The 22,679-nt window shown below is 64.0% G+C and carries 20 protein-coding genes and 1 tRNA gene; 12 read left to right on the top strand and 9 right to left on the bottom strand.

Annotated elements, in window-relative coordinates; translation table 11 throughout:
- Positions 1 to 261: 261 nt before the first annotated feature.
- The 3 genes from AB0B28_RS18845 to AB0B28_RS18835 are packed head-to-tail and all read right to left on the bottom strand — an operon-like array spanning position 262 to position 1,879.
- Complete coding sequence (locus tag AB0B28_RS18845) at positions 262 to 456, bottom strand: hypothetical protein (RefSeq protein WP_360122831.1); 195 nt, start codon at positions 454 to 456, stop codon at positions 262 to 264.
- A gap of 52 nt (positions 457 to 508) precedes the next feature.
- Positions 509 to 916, bottom strand: a complete 408-nt coding sequence (locus AB0B28_RS18840) for a hypothetical protein (protein WP_360122828.1) — start codon at positions 914 to 916, stop codon at positions 509 to 511.
- 60 nt (positions 917 to 976) lie between these two features.
- Positions 977 to 1,879 carry a Ku protein gene (locus tag AB0B28_RS18835; RefSeq protein WP_360122825.1) on the bottom strand — a complete coding sequence of 301 codons (903 nt, stop codon included), beginning with the start codon at positions 1,877 to 1,879 and terminating at the stop codon, positions 977 to 979.
- A 78-nt stretch (positions 1,880 to 1,957) separates the two neighbouring features.
- Here AB0B28_RS18835 and ligD (AB0B28_RS18830) point away from each other — a divergent pair, with 78 nt between their 5' ends.
- The 6 genes from ligD (AB0B28_RS18830) (at position 1,958) to AB0B28_RS18805 (ending at position 9,499) form a co-directional block, all read left to right on the top strand.
- Positions 1,958 to 2,899: a non-homologous end-joining DNA ligase gene (gene ligD, locus AB0B28_RS18830; protein ID WP_360122822.1), complete on the top strand. Its 942-nt coding sequence runs from the start codon at positions 1,958 to 1,960 to the stop codon at positions 2,897 to 2,899.
- 1 nt (position 2,900) lies between these two features.
- The gene (gene ligD, locus AB0B28_RS18825) at positions 2,901 to 3,806 is read left to right on the top strand and encodes a non-homologous end-joining DNA ligase (protein ID WP_360122819.1); all 906 of its coding nucleotides are present in this window, start codon (positions 2,901 to 2,903) and stop codon (positions 3,804 to 3,806) included.
- Between the two features lie 265 nt (positions 3,807 to 4,071).
- A complete protein-coding gene (locus AB0B28_RS18820) occupies positions 4,072 to 5,538 on the top strand; it encodes a tyrosine-type recombinase/integrase (protein WP_360122817.1) in 1,467 nt (488 codons plus the stop codon).
- Positions 5,539 to 5,679: 141 nt separating this feature from the next.
- A complete protein-coding gene (locus AB0B28_RS18815) occupies positions 5,680 to 6,927 on the top strand; it encodes a hypothetical protein (RefSeq protein ID WP_360122814.1) in 1,248 nt (415 codons plus the stop codon).
- Positions 6,924 to 8,297 carry a DUF4041 domain-containing protein gene (locus AB0B28_RS18810; protein WP_360122811.1) on the top strand — a complete coding sequence of 458 codons (1,374 nt, stop codon included), beginning with the start codon at positions 6,924 to 6,926 and terminating at the stop codon, positions 8,295 to 8,297. The genes AB0B28_RS18815 and AB0B28_RS18810 overlap by 4 nt, the downstream gene beginning before the upstream one ends.
- A gap of 680 nt (positions 8,298 to 8,977) precedes the next feature.
- Positions 8,978 to 9,499: a hypothetical protein gene (locus AB0B28_RS18805; RefSeq protein ID WP_360122808.1), complete on the top strand. Its 522-nt coding sequence runs from the start codon at positions 8,978 to 8,980 to the stop codon at positions 9,497 to 9,499.
- 188 nt (positions 9,500 to 9,687) lie between these two features.
- Here AB0B28_RS18805 and AB0B28_RS18800 read toward each other — a convergent pair whose 3' ends face one another.
- Entirely contained in the window at positions 9,688 to 10,383 is a 696-nt protein-coding gene (locus AB0B28_RS18800) for a hypothetical protein (protein ID WP_360122805.1), read from the bottom strand.
- Between the two features lie 6 nt (positions 10,384 to 10,389).
- Between AB0B28_RS18800 and AB0B28_RS18795 the strand changes: the two genes are divergently transcribed.
- A complete protein-coding gene (locus tag AB0B28_RS18795) occupies positions 10,390 to 10,665 on the top strand; it encodes a hypothetical protein (RefSeq protein ID WP_360122802.1) in 276 nt (91 codons plus the stop codon).
- 103 nt (positions 10,666 to 10,768) lie between these two features.
- Here the strand turns inward: AB0B28_RS18795 and mobF are convergent, their stop codons facing one another.
- On the bottom strand, positions 10,769 to 14,254 hold the full coding sequence (gene mobF, locus AB0B28_RS18790) for a MobF family relaxase (RefSeq protein ID WP_360122799.1): 3,486 nt from the start codon (positions 14,252 to 14,254) through the stop codon (positions 10,769 to 10,771).
- Positions 14,255 to 14,589: 335 nt separating this feature from the next.
- On the opposite strand from mobF, the gene AB0B28_RS18785 reads away from it, so the two are divergent.
- Positions 14,590 to 15,753: a hypothetical protein gene (locus AB0B28_RS18785; protein WP_360122796.1), complete on the top strand. Its 1,164-nt coding sequence runs from the start codon at positions 14,590 to 14,592 to the stop codon at positions 15,751 to 15,753.
- 52 nt (positions 15,754 to 15,805) lie between these two features.
- Here the strand turns inward: AB0B28_RS18785 and AB0B28_RS18780 are convergent, their stop codons facing one another.
- The 4 genes from AB0B28_RS18780 to AB0B28_RS18765 form a co-directional block, all read right to left on the bottom strand.
- Positions 15,806 to 16,117 carry a hypothetical protein gene (locus AB0B28_RS18780; RefSeq protein WP_360122793.1) on the bottom strand — a complete coding sequence of 104 codons (312 nt, stop codon included), beginning with the start codon at positions 16,115 to 16,117 and terminating at the stop codon, positions 15,806 to 15,808.
- A gap of 68 nt (positions 16,118 to 16,185) precedes the next feature.
- Entirely contained in the window at positions 16,186 to 17,469 is a 1,284-nt protein-coding gene (locus AB0B28_RS18775; RefSeq protein ID WP_360122790.1) for a Shedu anti-phage system protein SduA domain-containing protein, read from the bottom strand.
- Positions 17,470 to 17,900: 431 nt separating this feature from the next.
- A tRNA-Glu gene (locus AB0B28_RS18770) sits at positions 17,901 to 17,973 on the bottom strand.
- A gap of 226 nt (positions 17,974 to 18,199) precedes the next feature.
- A complete protein-coding gene (locus AB0B28_RS18765) occupies positions 18,200 to 18,844 on the bottom strand; it encodes a hypothetical protein (RefSeq protein ID WP_360122787.1) in 645 nt (214 codons plus the stop codon).
- A gap of 303 nt (positions 18,845 to 19,147) precedes the next feature.
- Here AB0B28_RS18765 and eno point away from each other — a divergent pair, with 303 nt between their 5' ends.
- The 4 genes from eno to AB0B28_RS18745 all read left to right on the top strand — a co-directional run bounded on the left by eno (position 19,148) and on the right by AB0B28_RS18745 (position 22,493).
- Positions 19,148 to 20,428 (top strand): phosphopyruvate hydratase, encoded by a 1,281-nt coding sequence (eno, locus tag AB0B28_RS18760; protein ID WP_360122784.1) that lies wholly within the window; start codon positions 19,148 to 19,150, stop codon positions 20,426 to 20,428.
- Between the two features lie 71 nt (positions 20,429 to 20,499).
- Positions 20,500 to 21,012, top strand: coding sequence for a septum formation initiator family protein (locus AB0B28_RS18755; protein ID WP_360122781.1), 513 nt, complete (start codon positions 20,500 to 20,502; stop codon positions 21,010 to 21,012).
- Positions 21,013 to 21,039: 27 nt separating this feature from the next.
- Complete coding sequence (locus tag AB0B28_RS18750; protein WP_360122778.1) at positions 21,040 to 21,573, top strand: DUF501 domain-containing protein; 534 nt, start codon at positions 21,040 to 21,042, stop codon at positions 21,571 to 21,573.
- Between the two features lie 11 nt (positions 21,574 to 21,584).
- Positions 21,585 to 22,493, top strand: a complete 909-nt coding sequence (locus AB0B28_RS18745) for a Ppx/GppA phosphatase family protein (RefSeq protein WP_360122902.1) — start codon at positions 21,585 to 21,587, stop codon at positions 22,491 to 22,493.
- Positions 22,494 to 22,679 lie beyond the last annotated feature (186 nt).

Genomic DNA, 22,679 nt, shown 5'->3' with positions numbered 1-22,679 from the left:
CGTGTCTCCGGTCTCCGGTCTCCGGTCTCCGGTCTCCGGTCTCCGGTCTCCGGTCTCCGGTCTCCGGTCTCCGGTCTCCGGTCTCCGGTCTCCGGTCTCCGGTCTCTTGGTGCATTCTATTCCCGTTGTGCGGCTTTATGAATGAGGCTGACGGCGTGTCGACCTGCGATTCTAACGCCCCCGCCACCGCGATCCGCGCCCCCGCCCCGACAGGCGCGGGCCGAACCCCTTCACTCCGGCTTGCTGCGAAGCGACCCCCGTTCACCTGGGCTGCGGCGGGACCGGTTCGTCCGGGAGCGGCCGCGTCGGGTCCGGGTCGTTCGGGTCCGGCGGGTTGCCCGGGTTCGGGTTCAGCGGGTCGGGATCGGGCGGGCCTCCGGGCACCGGATCGCCCGGCCCCGGTTCGTACGGGTCCACGAGCGCCGCGATGGCGGTCAGCGTCAGCATGTCAGGCATGGTTCCCCCTCTACTCGCCCCTGGGGTACCCCGACGCGGCCGAGCCATGCCCTCAACCGGCCCTCCCGCCCGGGTCGAAGTGCAGCGCGCGGGCCCGCAGGTACTCGCTGTAGAGCCCGAGCAGCTCGCGGTACCGGCCCGCGTCCGGTGTCTCGCCGGGCCGCGTCAAGGCCAGCTGCGAGATGTAGGAGACCAGCGGGTCGCCCGGGTAGCTGTAGCCGTCCGTGGGGCTCTCGTTGAGCCATTCGAGCAGCGGCGCGATCGCGCCGAGCACCGCCCGCGTCACGTACGAGGCGTAGTCAAGCGGGGCCCCTTCGCCCTCGAAGAGCGGCCAGCGCTCGGTCGCCGCGCCGATCGCGTCGGCCACCGCCAAGGTCAGTTCCTGCTTGAACGGGGAGTCGACCACCCATTCCGGCAGCGGATACCGCTCCTGCAAGATCGCCCCCGATTCGGCCGCCATACCCCCATTGTCGGGCCGCGGGCGCGTTTTCGGATCCGTATCCACGGGACACGCCGTGGCTCACGCGCTCTTTCGTTTGCGGGCCGCGGTCTTCTTCGCGGTCGTCTTCTTCGCCGCGCGCTTGCGGCCGGTGGCCTTCTTGGCGGACTTCTTCGCCGTGGCCTTCTTGGCCGACTGCTTCGCGCCCCGCCCGCGGCCGGACTCCTTCGCGTCGACGCTCTTCTGGAGCGCGTCCATCAGGTTGATGACCTTGGCCTTCGGTTCGGCCCGGCGCTGCTTGGACGGAGCCTCCCGCCCGTCCTGCTTGTCGGCGATGAGCTGCTCAAGGGCCTCGCGGTAGGCGTCGCTGTACTCGTCGGGGTCGAAGTCGGCCGACATCGACTCGATGAGCGTGCCCGCCATCGCCAGCTCCTGCTTGGTCGCCTCGCCGCCGACGCCGCTGAACCCGGGCTCACGGATCTCGTCGGGCCAGAGCATCGTGTGCAAGGTCAACACTTCGCCGCGGGGACGCAACGCGGCGAGCGTCTCCCTGCGCCGCAGCGTGATCCGCACGATCGCGATCTTGCCCGATTCGGCGAGCGCCTGGCGCAGCAGCACGTACGGCTTGCCCGCGGCCTTGTCCGGCTCGGCGTAGTAGGACCGCTCGTAGTGGATGGGGTCGATCTGCTCGTCGGGCACGAACTCGACGACCTCGGCGGTCTTCGAGGAGCTCACCGGGAGGTCGGCGAGGTCGTCGTCGTTCAGGAGCACCACGTCGTCGCCGACCTCGACGCCCTTGACGATGTCCTCGGGCGGCACGGTCTCGTCGTCGATCTCGCAGACCTTGCGGTAGCGGATGCGCCCGCCGTCCTCGGCGTGGTATTGGTGCAGCGCCGGGTCGTGGTTGCTCGTCGCCGAGTGCAGCTTGACCGGGATGCTCACCAGCCCGAACCCGATCGACCCGTTCCAAATCGCCCCTGGCATGACCTCAGCATGACACTCTCGGTCACTGATCACACGCAATGAGTGATCTTTGTTCATGTTCGGCTCTACGCTCAGGTGATGAACCGGGCCCTGTTCCGGCAGCCGATGCTCGCCGCGCTCACCGAGCGCCGCTTCTCGAACCCTGACTGGATCTTCGAGCGCAAACTCGACGGCATGCGCGCGATCGCCGCCCGCGACGGCGAGGCGCCGCAGCTGTGGTCGCGCACCGAGCGGCGCATCGACCAGAGCTTCCCCGAGCTCATCGACGCGCTCGCCGACCTCGGCGGGCCCCAGTTCATCGCCGACGGCGAGATCGTGGCCTTCGACGGCAGCCAGACCAGCTTCCACCGCCTCCAATCGCGCCTGCACCTGACCGACGCCGACGAGATCGCCGCGACCGGCGTCGCGGTCCGCTTCTACCTGTTCGACCTCCTCTCGGTCGCGGGGGAGGACCTGACCCGCATGCCTCTGCGCGACCGCAAGCGCCTCCTGCGCCGCGCGTTCGACTTCGAGGACCCGCTGCGGTTCTCGGCCCACCGCAACGGCGAAGGCGAGGCCTACTTCGCCCAGGCCTGCGAACGCGGCTGGGAAGGCGTGATCGCCAAGCGGGCCGATTCCCGCTACCGGCCCGGGCGCTCCAAGGACTGGCTCAAGTTCAAATGCCTGCGGGGCCAGGAGTTCGTGGTCGGCGGCTTCACCGACCCGCAGGGCTCGCGCCTCGGCTTCGGCGCGCTCCTGTTGGGCCACTACGAGAACGGCGCCCTGCGCTACGCGGGGAAGGTCGGCACCGGCTACGACGACCGCACCCTCCGAACCCTGCGAGCCCGCCTCGACGCGATCGCTACCGACCAGAACCCGTTCGCGGACGAAGTCACCGAACCGAGCCCGCACTGGGCCCGCCCCGAGCTGGTCGTCCAGGTCGGCTTCACCGAGTGGACCGCCGACGGCCGCCTGCGCCACCCGCGCTACCTCGGCGAACGCACCGACAAGCCCGCCCGCGACGTGGTGCGGGAGGCCTGACATGGCTCCCGTGATCCACCTCGACGGGCACGACGTCGCGCTCTCGCACCTCGACAAGGTCCTCTATCCAGGCGAAGGCTTCACCAAGGACGACCTGCTCGTCCACTACCTGACCGTGGCCGAGGCGATGCTCCCGCACCTGGCGGGCCGCCCCCTGACGCTGCGCCGCTTCCCGCACGGGATCGGCGGCGACGGGTTCTTCCAGAAGGACGCCGGGGACCACTTCCCCGACTGGATCCGCACCGTCGAGATCGCGCACCGCCACAGCGAGGGCTCCAACCGCTACGTGGTGTGCGAGGACGCCGCGACGCTCTTGTACCTCGCGAACCTCTCGGTCATCGAGTTCCACATCCAGACCGCGACCGCCGACGACCTCGACCATCCCGACCGGCTCGTGATCGACATCGACCCGCCGGACGGCGTCGAGGTCGCCGAACTCCGCTCGGTCGCGCGCCGCGCCCGCGACCTGTTCACCGAGATCGGCCTGACCCCGTTCGTGCAGGCCACCGGCGGCCGCGGCTTCCACGTCCTGGCCCCGCTCGACCGCTCCGCGGACTTCCCGTTCGTGCGCGCGATCGCCGCGGACATTGCCGCCCGCCTCGCCGCCGACGACCCCGACCGCCTCACCACGGCCCACCGCAAGAACCGCCGCGGCGACCGCATCTTCCTGGACGTCAACCGAAACGGCCACGCCCAGACCTTCATCGCCCCCTACTCCCTCCGCGCCCGCCCCGGCACCCCGGTCGCGACTCCCCTCGACTGGCCCGAACTCACCCGCGCCACCCCCAACACCTTCACCACCGCAAAACTCCACCGCCGCCTCTCCCGAAAACCCGACCCCTGGAACGATCTCGACCACCACGCGGCCACCCCACAAAAGGCCCGCACCCGCCTCGACGCCCGCTAACCCACACAACAAAAAACAGCCCCGGCAAAAGCCGAGGCTGTAAAAACTGGTACTCCCGAGCGGATTCGAACCGCCGTTTCCGCCTTGAGAGGGCTTCCCTGTCGTTTCGACAGATCGCTGGTCACAGGCCTAAACCTGTGTGAACCTGCTGGTAGATGGCTTGTTTCAGTTGTCAACTCCTGACTGAAACGACCAGGTTTCATCGAGGGCTGACACCCCCGTCTGCTACCACGGTGCCACCACGGGTTCCACATAGGAGATATCAATGGGCTGGAGCGTTCCCCACCTCTCCAAGAAGGGCCGGACGACCTACAGAGCCTACTTCCGCGACATGCGCGGCGAGACCGTCTACGAGGGCACCTACGCCACCGAGAAAGAATCCGACAAGGCCTGGCAGACCGCGGAAGCCCGAATCGCCGACGGTCGCATCGTCGACGCCAAGGGCGGCCGCGTCAAGTTCGAGCAGTACGTCACCGACACCTGGTTCCCCAACCACGTGATCGAGCAGTCCTCGGCCGACGACTACGAATACCGCATCCGGAAGTACCTGAAGCCCTGGTTCGGTCCCCTCCCCATGAACCAGATCTACCCCGCCGACGTCCGCGAATGGGTCACCTGGATGCGCAAGGACCAAGGCGTCTCCCCTGCGAACCTCAAGAAGACCATGAGCCCCCTCAGCGCCATCTTCAAGACGGCCCTGAACGACGGCCTCATCTACCTCCACCCCTGCAAGGGCATCAAGCTCCCGCCCGTCCCCGAGGCCGAGAAGGAAATCCTGACGGTCGAAGAGTTCGACGCCGTCTTCCTCGAGATCGCCGACTTCGAGATGCAGATGCTCCTCGAGACCGACATCGAGACAGGCTTCCGCTGGGGTGAGCTGACCGAACTCCGCGCCAAGGACTGGCACTCCACCGAACGCACCTTCAAGGTCTCCAGAGCCGTCATCAAGGTCCGCCCCAACCTTGACCCCGACGGCCTCTCCTTCCGCGTCAAGCCCTACCCCAAAGGCAAGAAGCCCCTCGAAGTCAAAGTCTCCGAACCTTTCGCGAAGAAGGTCGACCGCTACCTGGAGATCACCGGCAAGTCCGGAGACGACCTCCTCTTCACCTACGAGCCGCCCGAAGAACCCGCCAAACTCATCCCGCACCCCGACGACCTCGGCCTCACCCCACCCAACGCCGCCGGCCGCCAGTACCACCACGGCACCACCACCGCCTACCAGCTCGCCAAGTGCCGCTGCGAGTACTGCCGAGGCGCCTACGCCCAATACCGAGCCTCCCGCCGGGCGGTCGGCCTCGACACCCACGACTCCAAGCAGCCCGCCAAGAAGGCCCTCAACCCCGAAGGCCACGTCCCAGGCTGGTGGTTCCGCCGCCACATCTGGTACCCCGCCCTCGAAGCTGTCGGCATCAAGTCCCGAATCCGAGTCCACGACCTCCGAGCCACCCACATCAGCTGGCTCCTCGCCGGAGGAGCCGACCTCGAATCCGTCCGAGACCGCGTAGGCCACAAGAGCATCGTCACCACCGCCAAGTACGTCCGCAAACTCAAGGGCAACGACGACAAGACCCTGAACGCCCTTCAGAACATCCGCAACGACACCACCAAGATCCCCTCCCAACGCCAACTTGCGGCCGAGCCCGCCCCGCCCCTTGAGGACATGTCAATGGAAGCCCTGGTCAAGGAGATGGGCCGAATCCAAGCCGAAATGGCTCGCAAGGCTCAGGGCTGATCAATCCAGATTCACCGGCAGACGCCATCCGGCATTTGTTGGGGCAATTTGTCTGGTTTCCTGGGCATTGGGGTCGACGTCGCTACTGGACACGAAAATGCTTCTATCGTAAAATCATCGAACTGTTTCTAGGAGGCATGCGTGGGGCGCAGAAGAGGGTTCTTCGCGGAGATGCAGCATCAGGCACGTCTGGCCGAGCAGCGCCAGCGGGCTGCGCAAAGGCAGAGAGATGCAGCAATTAGGCGAGCGGAGCAAGCCCGGCGCGCTGAGGAGCGCGCCAGACTCGCTGCTCAGCGAGCTTCTGAGGCGGAGCGGAAGAGGCTGGAACGCGAGGCCGCCGCGGCTCACGTGGAGGCTATGCAGGCTGAAGTCAACCAGCGGAACGCCACGCTGGAAGCAGAGTATGACAGGCTGGACAATCTGCTCGCCGCAACGCTTGAGGTTGACGACTATGTTGATCTTGAACGTCTTCGCAGAGCCGTGCAGCATCCACCGTTCGATCCCAAGGGATTGGACGCTCCCTTGCCTCAGCCGATCCCGATTCAAGATCCGCCTGAGCCGGTGCGCATGCCAGTCGAGAAGCCAACGGGTTTGTTCGGCCGAAAGAAGAAGCTCGAGGAAGCGACGATTAGGGCCGAAGCAGCATTTGCTGAGGCGTACCGACGGTGGCAGCTCGAGCTTCAAGAGCTTCCGAGAAGACGCCAGGCTCAGATAGATCAATATCAGATCGCTGAGCAGGCCAGAAAGGATGCTCTCGCGAAGGAGCGAGCTGCGTACGATAAGGCGTGTGCTAAGCGAGAGAAGGAAGTCCTGGAGCACAACAAGGCTCTAGACGAACTTATTGCCAACCTCGGGTACGGCACCGAAGAAGCAGTCCAGCAGTACATCGGAATCGTGCTCGCGAACTCCGTGTACCCGGAAAACTTCGAAGTCGACTCCGAATTCGACTTCAACAGTGAAACTGCCGAGCTTTCGTTGCGAGTTCAGATACCGGATCCCAGTCAGATCCCCACCATCAAGGCATATCGGTATGTGAAGGCGAGCGACGAGATCACGTCGGCTCCGTTGTCGCAGAAGGCTTCCAAGGATCGATATGCCGAAGTGGTTCAGCAGGTCGCGCTCCGTAGCTTGCACGAAGTATTTGAAGCTGACCGACGAGGCTTGATTCAGAGCATCTCGCTGGAGATCGGGACTGAGACTGCGGATCCTGCGACCGGTAAGGACACGTACCTGCCGTTCGTTGCTGTTGGCGCGTCTCGAGAGAAGTTCTTGGAAGTTGACTTGAAGGCAGTCGTGCCGTCGGCGACACTTGAGTACCTCGGAGCCTCTGTCTCAAGGAACCCGTTCGGCCTGGTGGCCGCAAAGGTCAAGGGAATCAGAGGCTCGTGAGCATTCCCGAAGGCGCAGTATTCAATCCGCCTCCCGGATGGCCGAAGCCGCCGCCGGGGTGGAAGCCACCACTTGGATGGACGCCAGATCCGAAGTGGCCGACGCCGCCAGAAGGCTGGCAGATCTGGGTGACCGCCGACGAGGCGAATCAGCCTGAGACCGAACAGGTCCATGAAGAGGTGGGAAGGACCGAATCTGCAACGAGCGGCGTGCAGTCCGAACAGCCGCCGGAAAGCGTCAGCAGCGAAGCGCGGGTCAGAAACCTTGAGAGGGAGAACGCAGCTCTGCGAGAGCAGATCTCCAGGCTGCAGTCGGCAGATTCTTCGCCGGTGAACTTGGATGACGACCAAGTTCTTCAGAACGTCAGCATTTATCGGTACCACCATCCGCTGGAGAATTCGGTGGCTTATCAAGAGCGCCTGAAGGATATCAATTCGCGGATTGCTGATACTGTGAAATCCGGAAATGCAATCGTCAAATCGAATATGTTCACGTTTGACAACTCGTTGGCTAAGGGTCGACGAATGACCGCCGATTTGTCGAAGTTGATGCTGCGGGCCTACAACGCCGAGGCAGACAACAGCATTCGATCGCTGCGGCTTGGAAACGTCGTCACCGCCAAACGGCGACTCGAGTCATCACGCACCGCGATCGCTAAGCTGGGTGCGCTCATGGAGATGCGGATCAGCGATGAGTTCCATGCCCTTCGGATCGAGGAGATCGAGCTCACTGCCGACTGGCTCATGATGAAGCAGGAAGAAAAGGAGGCTGCGCGTGAGGCGCGGGCGCAGCTTCGAGAGCAGGCTCGCGTGGAACGAGAGCTTGCGGAGGAACGCGCTCGGCTCGATAAAGAGCAGGCGCACCTGCAGAATGCGCTGGACGCCCTCCGCTCAAGAGGCGAGGTCGACGCTGATTTGGAGCAGCGCCTCGCCACGGTCAAGGCTGCAATTGAGCAGAATGACTTCCGGGCTGCGAATATTCGTGCTGGATACGTATATGTCATTTCTAACCGAGGGGCTTTCGGCGAGAACGTCGTCAAGATCGGCCTGACGCGAAGACTGTACCCAGAGGAGCGAATTGCCGAGCTGAGCGGCGCTTCCGTTCCTTTCAGGTTCGATGTCCACGCTCTATATTTCTCTGAGGATGCAGTCACGCTAGAAAACGAACTTCATAGGCAGTTCGCTGATCGCAGGATGAACCAGGCGAACCCGCGAAAGGAGTTTTTCTTCGTTAGCCCCGCTGAGGTTCGTGAAGCCCTGAAAGAGAAAGTCGGGAATCTCCTTGACTTCACGGAACACGCCGATGCGACGGAGTTCGTTCAATCGCTGGGACTCTGGCCAGAGGGCCTTCGTTCTCTGCGAACGCCGTGACGGGCCTGAGAGCCCTAAAAGGTGCCCCAGCCTGCCGTGCATGGTTCGAGTTGGTTGCTCAGGCGGTGCGGTCAGTTACGGCAGGTTCAGCGGTCTCGATCAAGACACGCGAACCGAACGCTGAGGCAGCCCGAAAGAGCTCCTGAAGTCCCTCAACATCATCCTGATCCAGACGAGTCTTAAGGAACGAGCCCCACGTTTTCGAGTCAGGGTCGTATCCAGCGACCTTGCGAAGCACCTCCAACTCGGCGCTATTGCCTCCATGGGAAGCAGAGGTAATTACGATGCGGTGAGGAGGCGGTGAAGTATGGGATCCGCTTTTCATCAGCACACTATATTCCCAAGACGCGTAGATGGCAACAGCTTCCTGGACTCTCCTAGATGCTAGGGCATCGGGGTTCCCGAGAGGATCAGCGCTTAGATAGTCAACTATCTGACAGAATTCATTCTCTGATGGTGCTCGTGCTATCGACCGATGTTCCTGATGTGAGAGTTAACGATTAAGTGGATTGAGGGCAGTGCGGTCCTCGCATCGGATTGGCTGGGGTGAAGGGGGCTTCTTGAAACTTCGCAGTGGCTCTCTATGCTTTCCGCGCTGCTGGTGTATTTTGCATCTTGATTCTTACCGCAAGCGCCGCATAACATGATCTGCGATCGATTCATCACAGGAGGTAGTGCCCGTGGGTTGGTTCAGACGAGGACCCCTTACTCCGGAGGAGATCGCGGAGCGAGATGCCAAGGCGCGCCGTCGTCGTGAGCGTGCTGAGCAGAAGATCAGGGACGCGGAAGCACGGAATCGATGGGACCAGCAGAGAGAAGACCGCCTGGAGAAGGCGGCAGGGATCTCGAATGTTGAACTCGTCTGCCACAGGGACACCTGGGCCTTCGTCGTCGACAAGTCCTCGCTGCGCACCTCATGGCGGACTCCAAGCGAAGACTGTGTGTCCGACGAAGGCAATGACATGTTGCGTGTGAGGCTGTCGGGTCCCCAGCTCGTCTTGGTCTTGTTCTCAATGGCAGAAGAGGCGGGGTATGGAGGTAGCTTCGGTGTGGCTCCGTTCGTTGGGGACCGGGTCATCGCTCGCCGCGTCTACGACTTGGCAGCGTCGGTGGTCGACTCCATAGATCTGGATGCCCAGGGCGGGAGAGACATTCCTCCCATCGTGATTGATGATCGAGTTGCTGATACCCCCGAGCCCTAGCGGGACGTCGGAGATAGTTCGGCAGGCGCGTCACTGACAGCGCTCAAGTCCTATGCGGGTGTTGATCGCCTTGAAAGACAGTTGATGTCGAATGAAACTCGATGATTGGTGGTGCGGCATGGCAGAGCCTTGGAAACTCATCGCGACGAGACCGGAAGGCAGTTGAAGATCGGCTTAGAGGCGATACTTCACAATGTTCCTGAACGCCAGGCCCACAGAAGTCCGATCAAGATGCCGCCTGCTGCCACTCCAGTGAAGAAGATCCATGCGATAAGAGGCATGGCTCTCTGAAGGTCTGCTGCCCAACCGGTCTGATGGTTAGTTGGAGGACTTGCAATGATCTGCTCGTCGGCTTCCTGCAGGGTCTGGGCACTCCTGTCTAGCTCCCGGACCTGCTCTGAAATTCGATCAGCTGTGCGGTCCAAATCTCTGAAAATCTGCTGGAAGGCGTAGATGTCAAGGTCCTGGAGCGATTTGAGCTCACTTGCGGCACCTCGTAGAAGGTTCGCCTGATCCTCAAGACCCATATGCTTGAGGTTGTCGGTGGCACGGTAAAGAAGTGAGACATCATCCGAGAAGCTCATCTGATGGAGTGACCTGACTGCGTTGAAGAGAAGGTCGATGGCGTCGGTGTCAAGAGAAGGACTTACGAACTGGCGTTCGACCAAGCTCTTGATTTCATCGATCACTTCCCGGCTGACGCCTTCGAGCTTGTCGATCGAGTTGAGAACACCTTCGACCTGTTGTAGGAGCATCTCTTGGAGATCGAGGTCTGAGATCCCGCGCAGCCTTGCGACGTCACCGATGCGACCCTGTTCGCGCTCTTCCTTCCACTGAACCAGCAACGCGACGGGGAAGTCGGACGCCTTTGCTTTAGAGTCCACGTCGTCATGGTGGCGGTCGCAAAGGAGCAGGATGTTTATCCAACTGTCTCGTTCTTCCTGGGACATCCTGGGGTCGTAACGTGGGCCACCAGGGCTGTGCGCGCGGATATGCGCGCGGCGGAGTTGGGGCTTGTAGTGGCCGTCGACCTTCTGGAACGCGGGAACCGCGCAGTTTGGCGCGTAGCAGCGTCCTTGGCTGAGAAGGAAAAGTGCCCGATCGTCGCCGACTGGAAGTTGCTTTCGGTCGGCACCCATCAGTACCTCGTACCTTCCGGAGATTGAGACTGGCTGGCTTAGCAGATGTCTACATCTACCCGACGGGTGCGACAAGAGCGCGAAAGCGCCGGTCAAGGGGCGCGGATCGATCCGCGCCCCTGCGGAGCGGCTACGCGGGGCATGGCCCTATGGAGCCCTGGACGTTCGAGTACAGCGGGATCTCCGGCGGGGTGAGCTCGTAGCTGCCGTGGTCAGGCTGTGATGTCTGTTGTTGAGCGAGTTGCCTTTGGTGGACTTCGACTTCGGGGTGCTGGATATGGTCGGGGTTGCGTGCGCCGGTGGTGAGGTCGTGGGCTTGGTGGGCGGCGACCTCGGCGATGTCGAGAATGCGGCGCTCGTCAGGAGTCTTCGGGGTCCAGCCCCATGGATTGTTCTGGTCGCCTCCGGTGTGTTCGGTTGCGGCGCAGACGGTGGCGACGCGCTGCCACCACATGGTTTTCGCTGTCGGGTCTTCGGGTTCGGTGCCGAGGTAATCGATCCAGTGGAACTTGCCTTGGACGGCTTGGACGGCAAGGTGTTGGGTGCGTTCGTGGACAGCGTCGGCGAGTGCGTCGGTGCATCCGGTGAGACTGTTCGGGTCTGGGTTGTCGCCGGTGGGGAGGTACTTGATCCAGGGTGCGAGGGCGAGTACATCGTGGCTCGGCGGTTCGGGGTTGTTCCAGCGGGCTTCGCGGAGTTCTTCGGTGTAGGCGAGTTTTTCGGCGAGGTCGGCGATGGTGCCGGCGCGGCCGAGGTTGTCGCGCAGGGTCTCGGTTGCGGAGCGTTCGGCGTCGTCGCGGTCGAGGACGCGCACGAACGCCGCTTGGGCTTCGGAGCGTTCCTGGTCCGGGGTGAGCGGCTGGTCCTCGGGGAAGTCGGTGGTGAAGTAGAGGTGGTTGGCTTCTTTGCCTCGGGTGGCGGGGACGTAGGTGCTTTCGCGTCCGGCCAGCTCCGGGTCGATCAGCGTGTGGGTGGTGTCGACGGTGCGGCCCTGGGACCGGTGGCTGGTGACGGCGTAGCCGAGTTCGACCGACTCGGCGACATACGAGGCGGGGAGAACGAGGCGCCCGCCGTGCCCGGTGTGCCGGATCTCCAGGGAATCGTCGCCGCGGCGGGTCTCCACTAGCCAGGTGTCGCCGTTCTTGACGAACTGGCCGCCCTGGCAGGCGAGGTCCCGGCGTGAGGTGCGGGTGACGATAAGGTCGCCGGTCCCTGCATGGTGTCCGTCATGGAGAGTGACGCCGTCCGCCGCGACCTTCCCTGCGGTGAGAAGATCTTCGCGGGCGCGGGCGGAGAGCGCGGTGACCTCGTTGTTGGTTCCGGCGATCATGAGCGAGTCTTTGCCGCCCTGGGTGTCTGCGAGCCACACCTGGTAGACCCGCTCCCGCAGGTCTTCGGTGTTCCCGGCGTGGAGGCGGCCGTTGTCGGCGTAGAAGTCGACAGCGGTGTTGTCGCCTTCACGGAGTTGGAGTGAGGCGGCGGCTTCGGCGGGGTCGTGGAAGCGGTGGACTTCGTCGAGCAGGACAGTCGGGGTCTCCGAAGCGAGGAGGCGGAGGGCGCCGCCGGATTCGACGGCGGAGAACTGGTAGTGGTCGCCGAGCAGGCGCAGGGCCGCGCCGTGCTGGTCGGTGATCTGGCGCAGCCGGTCAAGGTTGAGGGTCCCGGTCATGCCGGCCTCGTCGATTAGGACTACGTCGCCGGGGCGGAGGCGGAACTGCTCGAACCCTGCCGGGACCGGTCCGCCTTGAACGAGATTGCCAGCCCACTTGCCTTCACGGTGTTCGTAGAGGAACTTGTGGACGTTCTCAGCGGGGAGGTCGAGTTCGGCGGCGAGGACCGCCGCGGCGGCTCCGGAGGCGGCGAGGGGGACCAGGCGGCGGCCGTCGGTGTCGAGGACGTGGGCGAGGGCGCGCATGGCGGTGGTCTTCCCGGTCCCGGCCGGACCGATCCCGGCGACAATCTGACGGGTGTCGGTTGCGAACGACTCCAGCAGCTTCCGCTGCCCGGCGTCCAGGGTGTGCTGCTCGCGCTGCTCGAAGTCTTCGAGGGCCGTCTTCGCTCGTTCAGCGGGAACCGCGTCCACGATTCCCGGGATGGTGGCGGCTTGGACGAGCTCGGTTTCGGCCCTCATGATCTGCTCGGAGGTGTAGCGGGCCGCGCCGTGCGGGGTGAAGACCGAGACGCCGTCTTTGCGGCGCAGCGCGGCCGGTTCGGTTACGACGGCTGGGGCTTCCAGGCTGATGCTCGCGCCCAATGCGGTGTCGGTGATCTGCTCGATCAGCGTCTTCCGATGGGTGTGGTCGGTGAGGGTGACGCCGTGCTCGGCGAGGGTGCGGTGGGCGGCGGCTTCGACGTTCCACCGGTTCCACACCGCCCGGTACTCCGACACCCGCGCGGTCACTTGTTCGGCGAGCGCGGGTAGGTCGAGCCTGGAGACCAGCGTGGAGACGGATCGGGGCTTCCCTGTGGCTCGCCGGAATTCGGTGAGGGCGTCGGTGCCGAACCGGTCGGTGAACTGACCGCGCCAGATCCCGTTCAGCTCGCCCAGCGACTTCGCAGTGTCCTTGACGTTGCGGGTGTCGAGGTTCGCGGTTCGAGCGAGTTGCCGCTCGGTTGCCTTGTCGGGGGTGCGCCCGTGCTGGGCGCGGTAGTCGGCGACGAGTTCGTTGTAGCGCTCGATGATGCCTTCACGGCGGGAGGCGAAGGACTTGATCCAATCGTCCTTGACCCCGGCGATCTCCCACACCGGTTCCTTGCTTGCTCGCGTGTCGGTGCGCATCCGCCATTCGACCCCGAGCCGCTTCGAGAGTTCGGCACGGAACGCCGAGTCATAGACCGCCCCCGCGGTCACCGTGATGAAGTGGAGCGGGCGCCCGTCGATGGTCCGCCACTTCCCGTCCCCGGCAGCCTGCACCCGGTTCGCGACCGCCAGGTGGGTATGGAGGTGCGGCTCGCCGTTTCGGTTGTCGAAGTGATCGAACGCGACCGCCACGAGCCCCTTCGTGTCGACTTGGGCGGGGCCGCCGGCCCCGACTCGTGTGAACGCCGCGTGCTCCTCCAAATACTTCAGGGCCTCGGCCACGGCGGCGTCGTCCGCCCATTTCACCTGGGCGCGGACTTGCTGCGAGTCGTGGAGCGCCCACAGCATCGACGCCGATTTCACCGGCGCGAAAACCAGGTCATACCCCGCCACGGCTTGCTTGCTTTTCTGGGCCGCGACCTTCCGCGCCTCGCGTAGTTCCGACGCGGCCGGCTCCCGGCCGTGCTCGATCAGGATCTTGTCGACCTGCCGATTGAACCGCTCGGTGTAGTCAAGAGCGCCGTGCTGGTACTTCGGAAACGCCCTCCCTAGACGGGCCGCCCGCACCGCCTCAGCGGCGATCTTCTCCTTGTCACCGGGCTTCCTCACTCGGTGGGCGTTGGCGGCCATGTAGTCGTCCATGACCCGCTGCGCGTCCGGGCGCATGCCCTCACCGAACAAGAACCGCAGCTGCTCCTCGACCACCCGGTCCCCGGGTTTCAAATCGAGGCCACCGAGTCCGGACCCGAGCCAACTGCCGGGCGGGTTCCCGCGCGCGTTGTAGTACGCGACCGTGTCTGCCTCCGTTGCAAACACCCGCGGCGTGTCTCCGGCCGCGACCGACTCGACCGCCCTCTACCGTGATCTGTACGCCAAGAACGACGACTGAGGCGGCCAGCACACTGGCTGAACCTAGCGATGAGGCTTGGACGCAGAACAAGAACGAAGCGGTGACGACGGTCTGCAAACTGAGAACCATTGGGCAGACTCTTGGGATAGTGCAGCTGGGGGCTTACCGGCTCGCGCATGAAGTTGAAATTCCGGCTCCCATCCGGGCAGTTCCGGGTGCCGGTGAAAGGGCTGCCCGCGCGGCAGGCTTTAATCAGATCTTAGAGAGAAGACATCTTAGGCATGGACAGGAGCGGATCCGGATGACTGAGTATGCAGTTGACCCTGAAGATCGAACGATCATCGCAGTCTGGGACAGCGGCCTTGGGAAGACTGCGAAAAAAGTTACTCGAGTTTCAGAAGCGGTCTCTGATGACGATGCGCTTTGTGTGGCGGATGATTTGAGCACTTTGTCGAGGGTTCTTTGGCGTTGTTATACACATCCGGCTAGTGCAGCCGAAAGTATGGAGCCAAACTCGGAAGGTTGGCGGCGCAGTATGTCTCGAAAGGAATTCGAGACGGTCATTTCAAGTATCAGAAAACCAAATCTGCCTGCGGAGAACGGCCTACTTATTGTCAGCTACGACCCGGTGCAGGAAGCCCCGCATCGTTTGGGAAGAACGCTGCACGCGATAGGCGACGCCACGCTAACAGAACATGTTATTTCTGAAGCGGAAGCTGAGCTGGCGGCGGTAGTAAGCGCTGAGCAGGGTGACTTGCGGGGAAGGGCCGTCCAAGCGGTCGGCCTTAATCGAGAGGATGCTTCCCCGGTTCAAGTTGCCCACGCGAACTCGATACTAGCTCGTGATCCACTTGATGCCGCTGAGCTATTCACAGATGTCGAGCCCACTGCAGCCGCTGTTGCTGCAGCTCATTGGCTTGCTGCGGCAGCTGAGGTTGCTGGCGAAGCTGCCGGAGTCGAAATGGAAATGGCGCCGGCTGAAGCTGACAATATTACTGCGTTGCCTGTTTCAACGCTGCTCGGAGTGCTCGGCCCGATGGCTGAAGGTGCTTCGGCTCGAGAGATTGTCACCTTGCTAATTAGAGATGCATTGCAGGTTGCCGAAGGGAAAGTCCCATCGTACGATCGAATCGTTGCTCAATTCCTGGATATTGAAGACAAGGTTAAACAGTACGCACAAGACGATCCGGAGACGGCGAAAGCTCTGCGAACGATCGATATTACCCCTATTGATCCGCTCCGGCCTTCGCTCGATCTACTCGAAGATATTCTCCAGGGAATTAGCGGCTGTTTCCAGCTTTTCGAGGAATGCACTTTCGAGCCGGATGACTCGGACGACTCGGATGACTTCGAGGACGAGAATCGAGACGAGTCTTATTATGATGAACTGCGCGAAGACGCGGAAGAGCGATTCCGCGAGGCGGTCCGTGAGATTGCAGAATTGAACGCTGATAGGCTCCTTTAACAAGAGCCTTGCAACCACAAACCAAGATTCCGAGGATGACTTGCTTCGGACCCTAGCTGTCGTTGCTGCGTTGGGAGTTCCAGTGAGCTTCCATTAGAGCTTGACCGCGTTTGAGGATCCGCTCTTCGTCTTCCTTCGGACCTTCCTCGACTGCAACGATCACCACTACTCGTCGATCCTCTCGCCTCGACGGATCAGACTGCGTCGTCACGATCTTGTACCCAAGGAGCCGTCCCGCCTTTCGACCCGCTGAGCGAACCTCCTTGATTCGATCTTTATTCTGCGCATCAACGTGCTCGACATACTGCCAGTCGACCTCTAGGCTTCGTGCAATCTGCAATGTCAATTCATCTGGATCTGGCATGGGTACTCCCGTGTTCAGAGGTTGGGCAAGACTACTTGCCTTACTTTGCGTCATTCAAATACGCTGCTTCAGTTAGAGTCGAGTGCGAGCGAACGACGAGCGCTGTCGATGAGCTCCTTATATGTCATCACATCGACTCGGCCAATATAGGTCCGGTTACGCAGGGCTTCATTTATCGCGGCTTCGTCGAAGTCTTCCTGATAATCTGGATGTCCGATCATAACGGTGCCACGAGCCCGACGAGGATCAATGCCGTACGTATCAACGATGTAACTGCGCTCTTCATCCAAGGTGCGCAGATAATTTTCCACCTGACTAATGGCATCATTTACGTTGGAGTTTGGTACGATCCCTGATCGGTATTTTTTCACGATCTGGGTATTTGCCACCTTGAGCTCAACAACATGCAATACGCCGTCGGCTCGAACTAGAGGAAGGTCTACCTGGGTCCCTTGCCAGAGCAAACGACGAGTAGCGATTCGGGCATACCTTCCGCCGAAGATCCAGGGCATGCCCTGGATCTTGCGTTGAAGGCTTTCTTCTTTCGTATTTGGGTTTGAGACGATGTGCTCTAGTTCGGTGATCTGGTCCAGACGTTTTCGTACTTCGATTGCCTGCAGAATCAAGTCTCGGTCAGGGAGTTGAAGAATCGCGTCTGCCATTGACTCTATTTCGGAGTCATTGGATTCCACCAGTTCGATTCTATCGGCTAGGACATCCTGTACCCAAGCAAAATCATGAGTTCGCATGCGAAAGGCGCCGTAATACCCGGCTCGTCTGGCGCGAACAAAATTCAAGTTCTTGGCAGTGCGCTCGGAAATAAAACGTCGAGTGTCTTCAGGGCTAGCGTGTGTATTTTCATTTAGGAACTCGTATAGCTCCTCTTTGAGGAGCACTCCAGGGTACATAGCTATGTGTTCGATAATCCTTGCAATATCGAAATTGCCTTTATCTCTGTATGGGTTTAGGTCATACTTTATTTCAAGGTCGTACTCAAGAGCTTTCCCGTTGGCATAATTGAGTGCATCGGTGAGCGCTTCTACCAGGAACTTATCGTTATTGATTCGGGCAGTTTCGATCGCGTCTGCCAGGAGTTGCAGAAGTTTTCGACCTCCCCGATACGGGGACCACTCACCGATATGCTCCATTACTTGGAATATGTCTTCCGAAACCTCGTCCGACTTCGCCTTTTCGTGAAGTTCGCGAATGAAATGTGCAAGAACACTGTCCGAGAGGATGTGCATATTGTTACAACCTATGGATAGGGGTAATCGTCTTGGAATGACAATACCCGAGCCCAAGCCGTCGGCGCTGCCCAGATCGTGCTCACCATGATCCTCACTGGCGAACACCGCAGCGACTCGCCATCCCGCTGTCCTCAAGCGGATCAAGGTCCCGCGTGGGGCAGCCCAAGCCCTGGCAACGGTGGGGCTCGGCCGACAAGGCCTATGTGATCCGAGCAGGGTGGGCCCACCTGCTCCGCGGTGCTTCCCTAGCGGTGATCGCTTAGAAGAAGGACCAACGCCGGAATTGCAGGGATGGGCCGTTCACGGAGGGCGGCCCCAGCTCGAAGAGGAGGCTTGCGAGGAGTGCAGCACCCAGTTTGGGCAAGGGAGCTGCTTGGCATCCTTGACGGGATCGAGCCGGAGGGCCAGATTCTGGGGGAGATCGCTGTCCGCTGACCGGAAATGGCGGGCAAGCCTGCTACCCCCGTGCTACCTCAGGGACAGATGATAAGCTCAGGGGCCAACCGGAGTTGGCCCCTGAGCTGCGTATCTACTTGTACTCCCGAGCGGATTCGAACCGCCGTTTCCGCCTTGAGAGGGCGGCGTCCTAGGCCTCTGGACGACGGGAGCCTGTGTTGTTGTGGCTGCGGCGTGCCGCGGCAACGACGACAACTTTACACACATGGTCCCGGGGTGGTGCAAGCGGGATCCGGGTTGTGATTTGGCCTACGGGTTTGCGGGGGAAGCGTGTGGCGGGTCGGGTCGGCGCTGACACCTTTTCAGGTGAACCCCCGTTCGCGCCGGGCCCGGCCCGCCGAGCGACTGTAGCGCGCCGGCCTGTGGGCCGGCGGTGAAATCACTGGTTGTCGGTGCTCGCGCGGCCGGTGATCTCGTCGAGCCAGGTCGTGTCGACGCCGTCGTGGTAGTTGACGAGCTTGGTCGTGTACGCGGTGTCGTCGACCTTCGCGGTGATGCTGGCGATGACGCCGACCGTGGTCACGCACACCTCGTACGACCCGACCGGGGAGCTCTCGGCGCCCTGGACGTCCACGCAGTCGGCCAGCTCTCCGGCGAGCGTGGTGTCGGAGAACACCGAAGTCGCCGACGGGTCGGCGGCCGTGGCCGCGAGCCACGAGGCCACCTCCGACTCGGCGGGGAGCACGCCTTCGAGCTGCTGGCGCAGCCACACCGACAGCTCCGCGTCGCCCTCGCCCTGCCACAGCTGCGGCCGGTCGCCGACCACCACGGCCGCGGTCCCGGCCTCGGGGTCGACGGCCACGAGCACCTCGTCGTCCGAGCCCTCCACCAGGTACTTCGCGGTGTACGCGTGGCTCTCGGCGGCCACCAGCCGGTCGCTGAGCTCAGTGAGCGCGGCCTGGTCCTTCGAGGCGGGCTCCTCCCCGCCGCCACCTCCGTTGCAGCCGGAGAGCGCCAGCAGCGCCGCCGAGGCGAGCACGGCGCCCGGGCGCAGGCAACGCACCAGGGGGTTCTTCGGGATCATGGGGCTCCACTTCCATAGTGCTGGGGCGCAGGGAAGGCCGGGATCGCGGCTTCCGGGGGGCACGCCTAGCACAGGTGTCTGATCTGCGGTAGGGCTCCACCATATAGCGCCCCGGCCAGCGATCATGTAACACGAGCCGCCGGGGTAGGCGCCATTCCATTTTCACGGCTCGCGGGCACCCCCACATGGGGCGGGGCGTAGCCTAGGGAGCTGTGGCCGGCGCAGTGTCGGGTCGGCCGAAATCCTTCGGACACGGCCCCGTAATCGGGCCGATCGTCAGATTCGGCTATCTCAGGAGTGACAGTGGCTGCAATTGAAGACATCCGGGCCAGGGAGATCCTCGACTCCCGCGGCAACCCCACCGTCGAAGTGGAGATCCTGCTCGACGACGACACACTGCAGCGGGCGGCCGTCCCGTCCGGTGCCTCCACCGGCGCCTTCGAGGCCATCGAGCTGCGTGACGGCGACAAGGGCCGCTACCTCGGCAAGGGCGTCGAGAAGGCCGTCGACAACGTCAACGGCCCGATCCGCGACGCCCTGATCGGCCTCGAAGCCTCCGAGCAGCGCCTGGTCGACCAGGCCCTCCTCGACGCCGACGGCACCCCGGACAAGTCCACCTTCGGCGCGAACGCGATCCTCGGTGCCTCCCTCGCCGCCGCGAAGGCCGCCGCCGACTCCGCCGAGCTGCCGCTCTACCGCTACATCGGCGGCCCGAACGCGCACCTGCTGCCGGTGCCGATGCTGAACATCCTCAACGGCGGCTCCCACGCGGACTCCAACGTCGACATCCAGGAGTTCATGATCGCCCCGATCGGCGCGCCCACCTTCAAGGAGGCCCTGCGCTGGGGCGCGGAGGCCTATCACTCGCTCAAGTCCGTGCTCAAGGAGCGCGGCCTGTCCACCGGGCTCGGCGACGAGGGCGGCTTCGCCCCCAACCTCGACTCCAACCGCGCCGCGCTCGACCTCATCTCCGTGGCGATCGAGAAGGCCGGCTTCAAGCTCGGCACCGACATCGCCTTCGCGATGGACGCGGCCGCCACCGAGTTCTTCACCGACGGCGCCTACCTCTTCGAGGGCCAGAAGAAGACCGGCGAGGAGATGAGCGCCTACTACGAGGAGCTCATAGCCGCCTTCCCGTTCGTCTCCATCGAGGACCCCCTCGCCGAGGACGACTGGGCCGGCTGGTCCGCGCTCACCGAGGCCGTCGGCTCGCGCCTCCAGATCGTCGGCGACGACCTGTTCGTGACCAACCCCGAGCGCCTGCGCCGCGGCATCGACGAGAAGGCCGCCAACGGCCTGCTGGTCAAGGTCAACCAGATCGGCACGCTGACCGAGACCATCGACGCCGTCGACCTGGCCCACCGCGCCGGCTTCGGCTGCATGATGAGCCACCGCTCCGGCGAGACCGAGGACACCACCATCGCCGACCTCGCCGTGGCCCTGGCCTGCGGCCAGATCAAGTCCGGCGCCCCGGCCCGCTCGGACCGCGTCGCCAAGTACAACCAGCTCCTGCGCATCGAGGAAGACCTCGGCGACGCCGCGCGCTACGCCGGTGCTTCGGCCTTCCCGAAGTTCGGGAAGTAAAAGCACGCTTCCGAGGCCCCCGTGCTCCGGCGCGGGGGCCTCGCCGCGCCCCGATCGACTAGGCTGACCCAGTGAACGCGAGCCGCCGACCAAGCCGCCCCGGAGGGCGATCCACCGGACCCGGCCGCACCCGCACGGCCCGCCGCACCACCGGCACCGCCGCCCGCGCCGAGGTCAAACGCGTGCGCTACCGCCCGGCCCGCAAGGTCTCCCGCCGCGCCGCCGTCCTCGCCCTCGTCCTCTCCGCGCTGGCCCTCGCCTACGCCTACCCCCTGCGCACCTATGTCGAGCAGCGCGTCGAGATCAACCGCCTCGAAGCCGAGCAGTCCGAGCAGTCCGAGCGCATCGAGGCCCTCGAAGCCGAGCGCCTCAAGTGGGACGACCCGGCCTACGTCGAGGCCCAGATCCGCTCCAGCCTCCTCCTCGTGGCCCCCGGCGAGGACCTCGTGATCGTCATCGACGAGGACGACCCCAGGCACACCGGTGGCGCGGACGACGCCGAGCAGGTCGACCTCCCCTGGTACGACGAGCTGGCCGCTACCTTTGAAGACGCCGACCAGCTCGACCAGGACACCGAGGAGTAGACGCGTGAAGCCGAAGAGGGCCGCCCTGTGAAGCCCGAAGCCTGGCCCCAGAGCCCCGAACCGGTGACCGAGGCCGACGCGGCCGCCGTCGCCGCCCAGCTCGGCCGCCCCATCCGCGGCGCGCACGCCGTGGCCTGGCGCTGCCCGTGCGGCCAGCCCGCCGTGATCGAGACCGAGCCGCGCCTGCCCGACGGCAGCCCCTTCCCGACCACCTACTACCTCACCTGCCCCAAGGCCGCTTCGGCCATCGGCAGGCTCGAAGGCGGCGGGGTCATGAAGGACATGAACGAGCGTCTCGCCGCCGACCCCGAACTCGCCGCGCAGCACCGCCGCGCCCACGAGGACTACCTCGCCCGCCGCGCCAAGCTCGGCGAGGTCCCCGAGATCGACGGCGTCTCCGCCGGAGGCCTGCCCGACCGCGTCAAATGCCTCCACGCCCTCGTGGGCCACGCCCTCGCCGCAGGCCCCGGCGTGGACCCCTTCGGCGACGAGGCCATCGACGCCCTCCCCGAATGGTGGGCGAACGGCAGCTGCGCGAGCGCCCGGGAGCAGGCCCGATGAGCACCCGACGCGTGGCCGGAATCGACTGCGGCACCAACTCGATCCGCCTGCTCATCGCCGACCTCGACGCCGAAGGCCGCCTCCACGACCTGGTGCGCCGCATGGAGGTCGTGCGCCTGGGCGAAGGCGTGGACCAGACCGGCCGCCTTTCCGAGGCCGCCCTCGAACGCACCCGCGCCGCGCTGGCCGACTACACCGCCCAGATCCGCGAGCTGGGCGCCGAGGCGATCCGCATGGTCGCCACTTCGGCGAGCCGCGACGCGGCCAACGCCACCGAGTTCTCCGCGATGGTCGCATCGGTCCTCGGCCAGGCCCCCGAGGTCATCTCCGGCGACGAGGAGGCCCGCCTGTCCTTCACCGGCGCGGCCGCGACGCTGCCCGAGCTCGACGGCCAGCGCCTCCTGGTCGACATCGGCGGCGGCTCGACCGAGTTCGTGCGCGGCACCGCGGGCGAGGTCCTGGCCGCGATCTCGGTGGACGTCGGCTGCGTGCGCATGACCGAGCGCCACCTCCGCAGCGACCCACCACGTCAGTCCGAATTGGATGCAGCGGTCGCCGACATCACCGCGGTCGCCGACAAGGCGCTCAAGGTCGCCGACTCCGGCCGCGAAGCCTCCGAGCTCGTCGCGGTGGCGGGCACGGCCACCACGATCGCGGCGATCGCCTTGGGCCTCAAGGCCTACGACCCGGACGCGATCGACGGCACCCGCCTGACCTACGCCGAGGTCGCCGAGGTCGCCGCTGACCTCGCGGCCGCCGACCACGCCTCGCGGCTGGCGATCCCGGTGATGCACCCGGGCCGTGCCGACGTGATCGTGGGCGGCGCTCTGGTACTGCGGACCATCATGGAGCGCAGCGGGATCGAGTCGGTGCTCATCTCCGAGCACGACATCCTCGACGGGATCGCCCTCTCCGCCTAGGCGGTGTTTGCGAGCCCCCGCCGGCCGCTATCGGGCCCATTCGCCCGCTCGCTTCGTTGTCGGCCTTCCCGATACAACACCGGTATCGGGAAGGCCTTCCGTCTCCCGAGCGAACGAATGGACTCCGATACCGACTCGCCGCGAGCTCGCAAACACCACCTGGACGAACGAACGCGACGGCCCCGC

Origin of the sequence: Glycomyces sp. NPDC046736 (assembly GCF_040645615.1) — a bacterium.
Classification (GTDB): Bacteria; Actinomycetota; Actinomycetes; order Mycobacteriales; family Micromonosporaceae; genus Glycomyces.
This window is presented reverse-complemented; position numbering and strand designations above follow the sequence as displayed.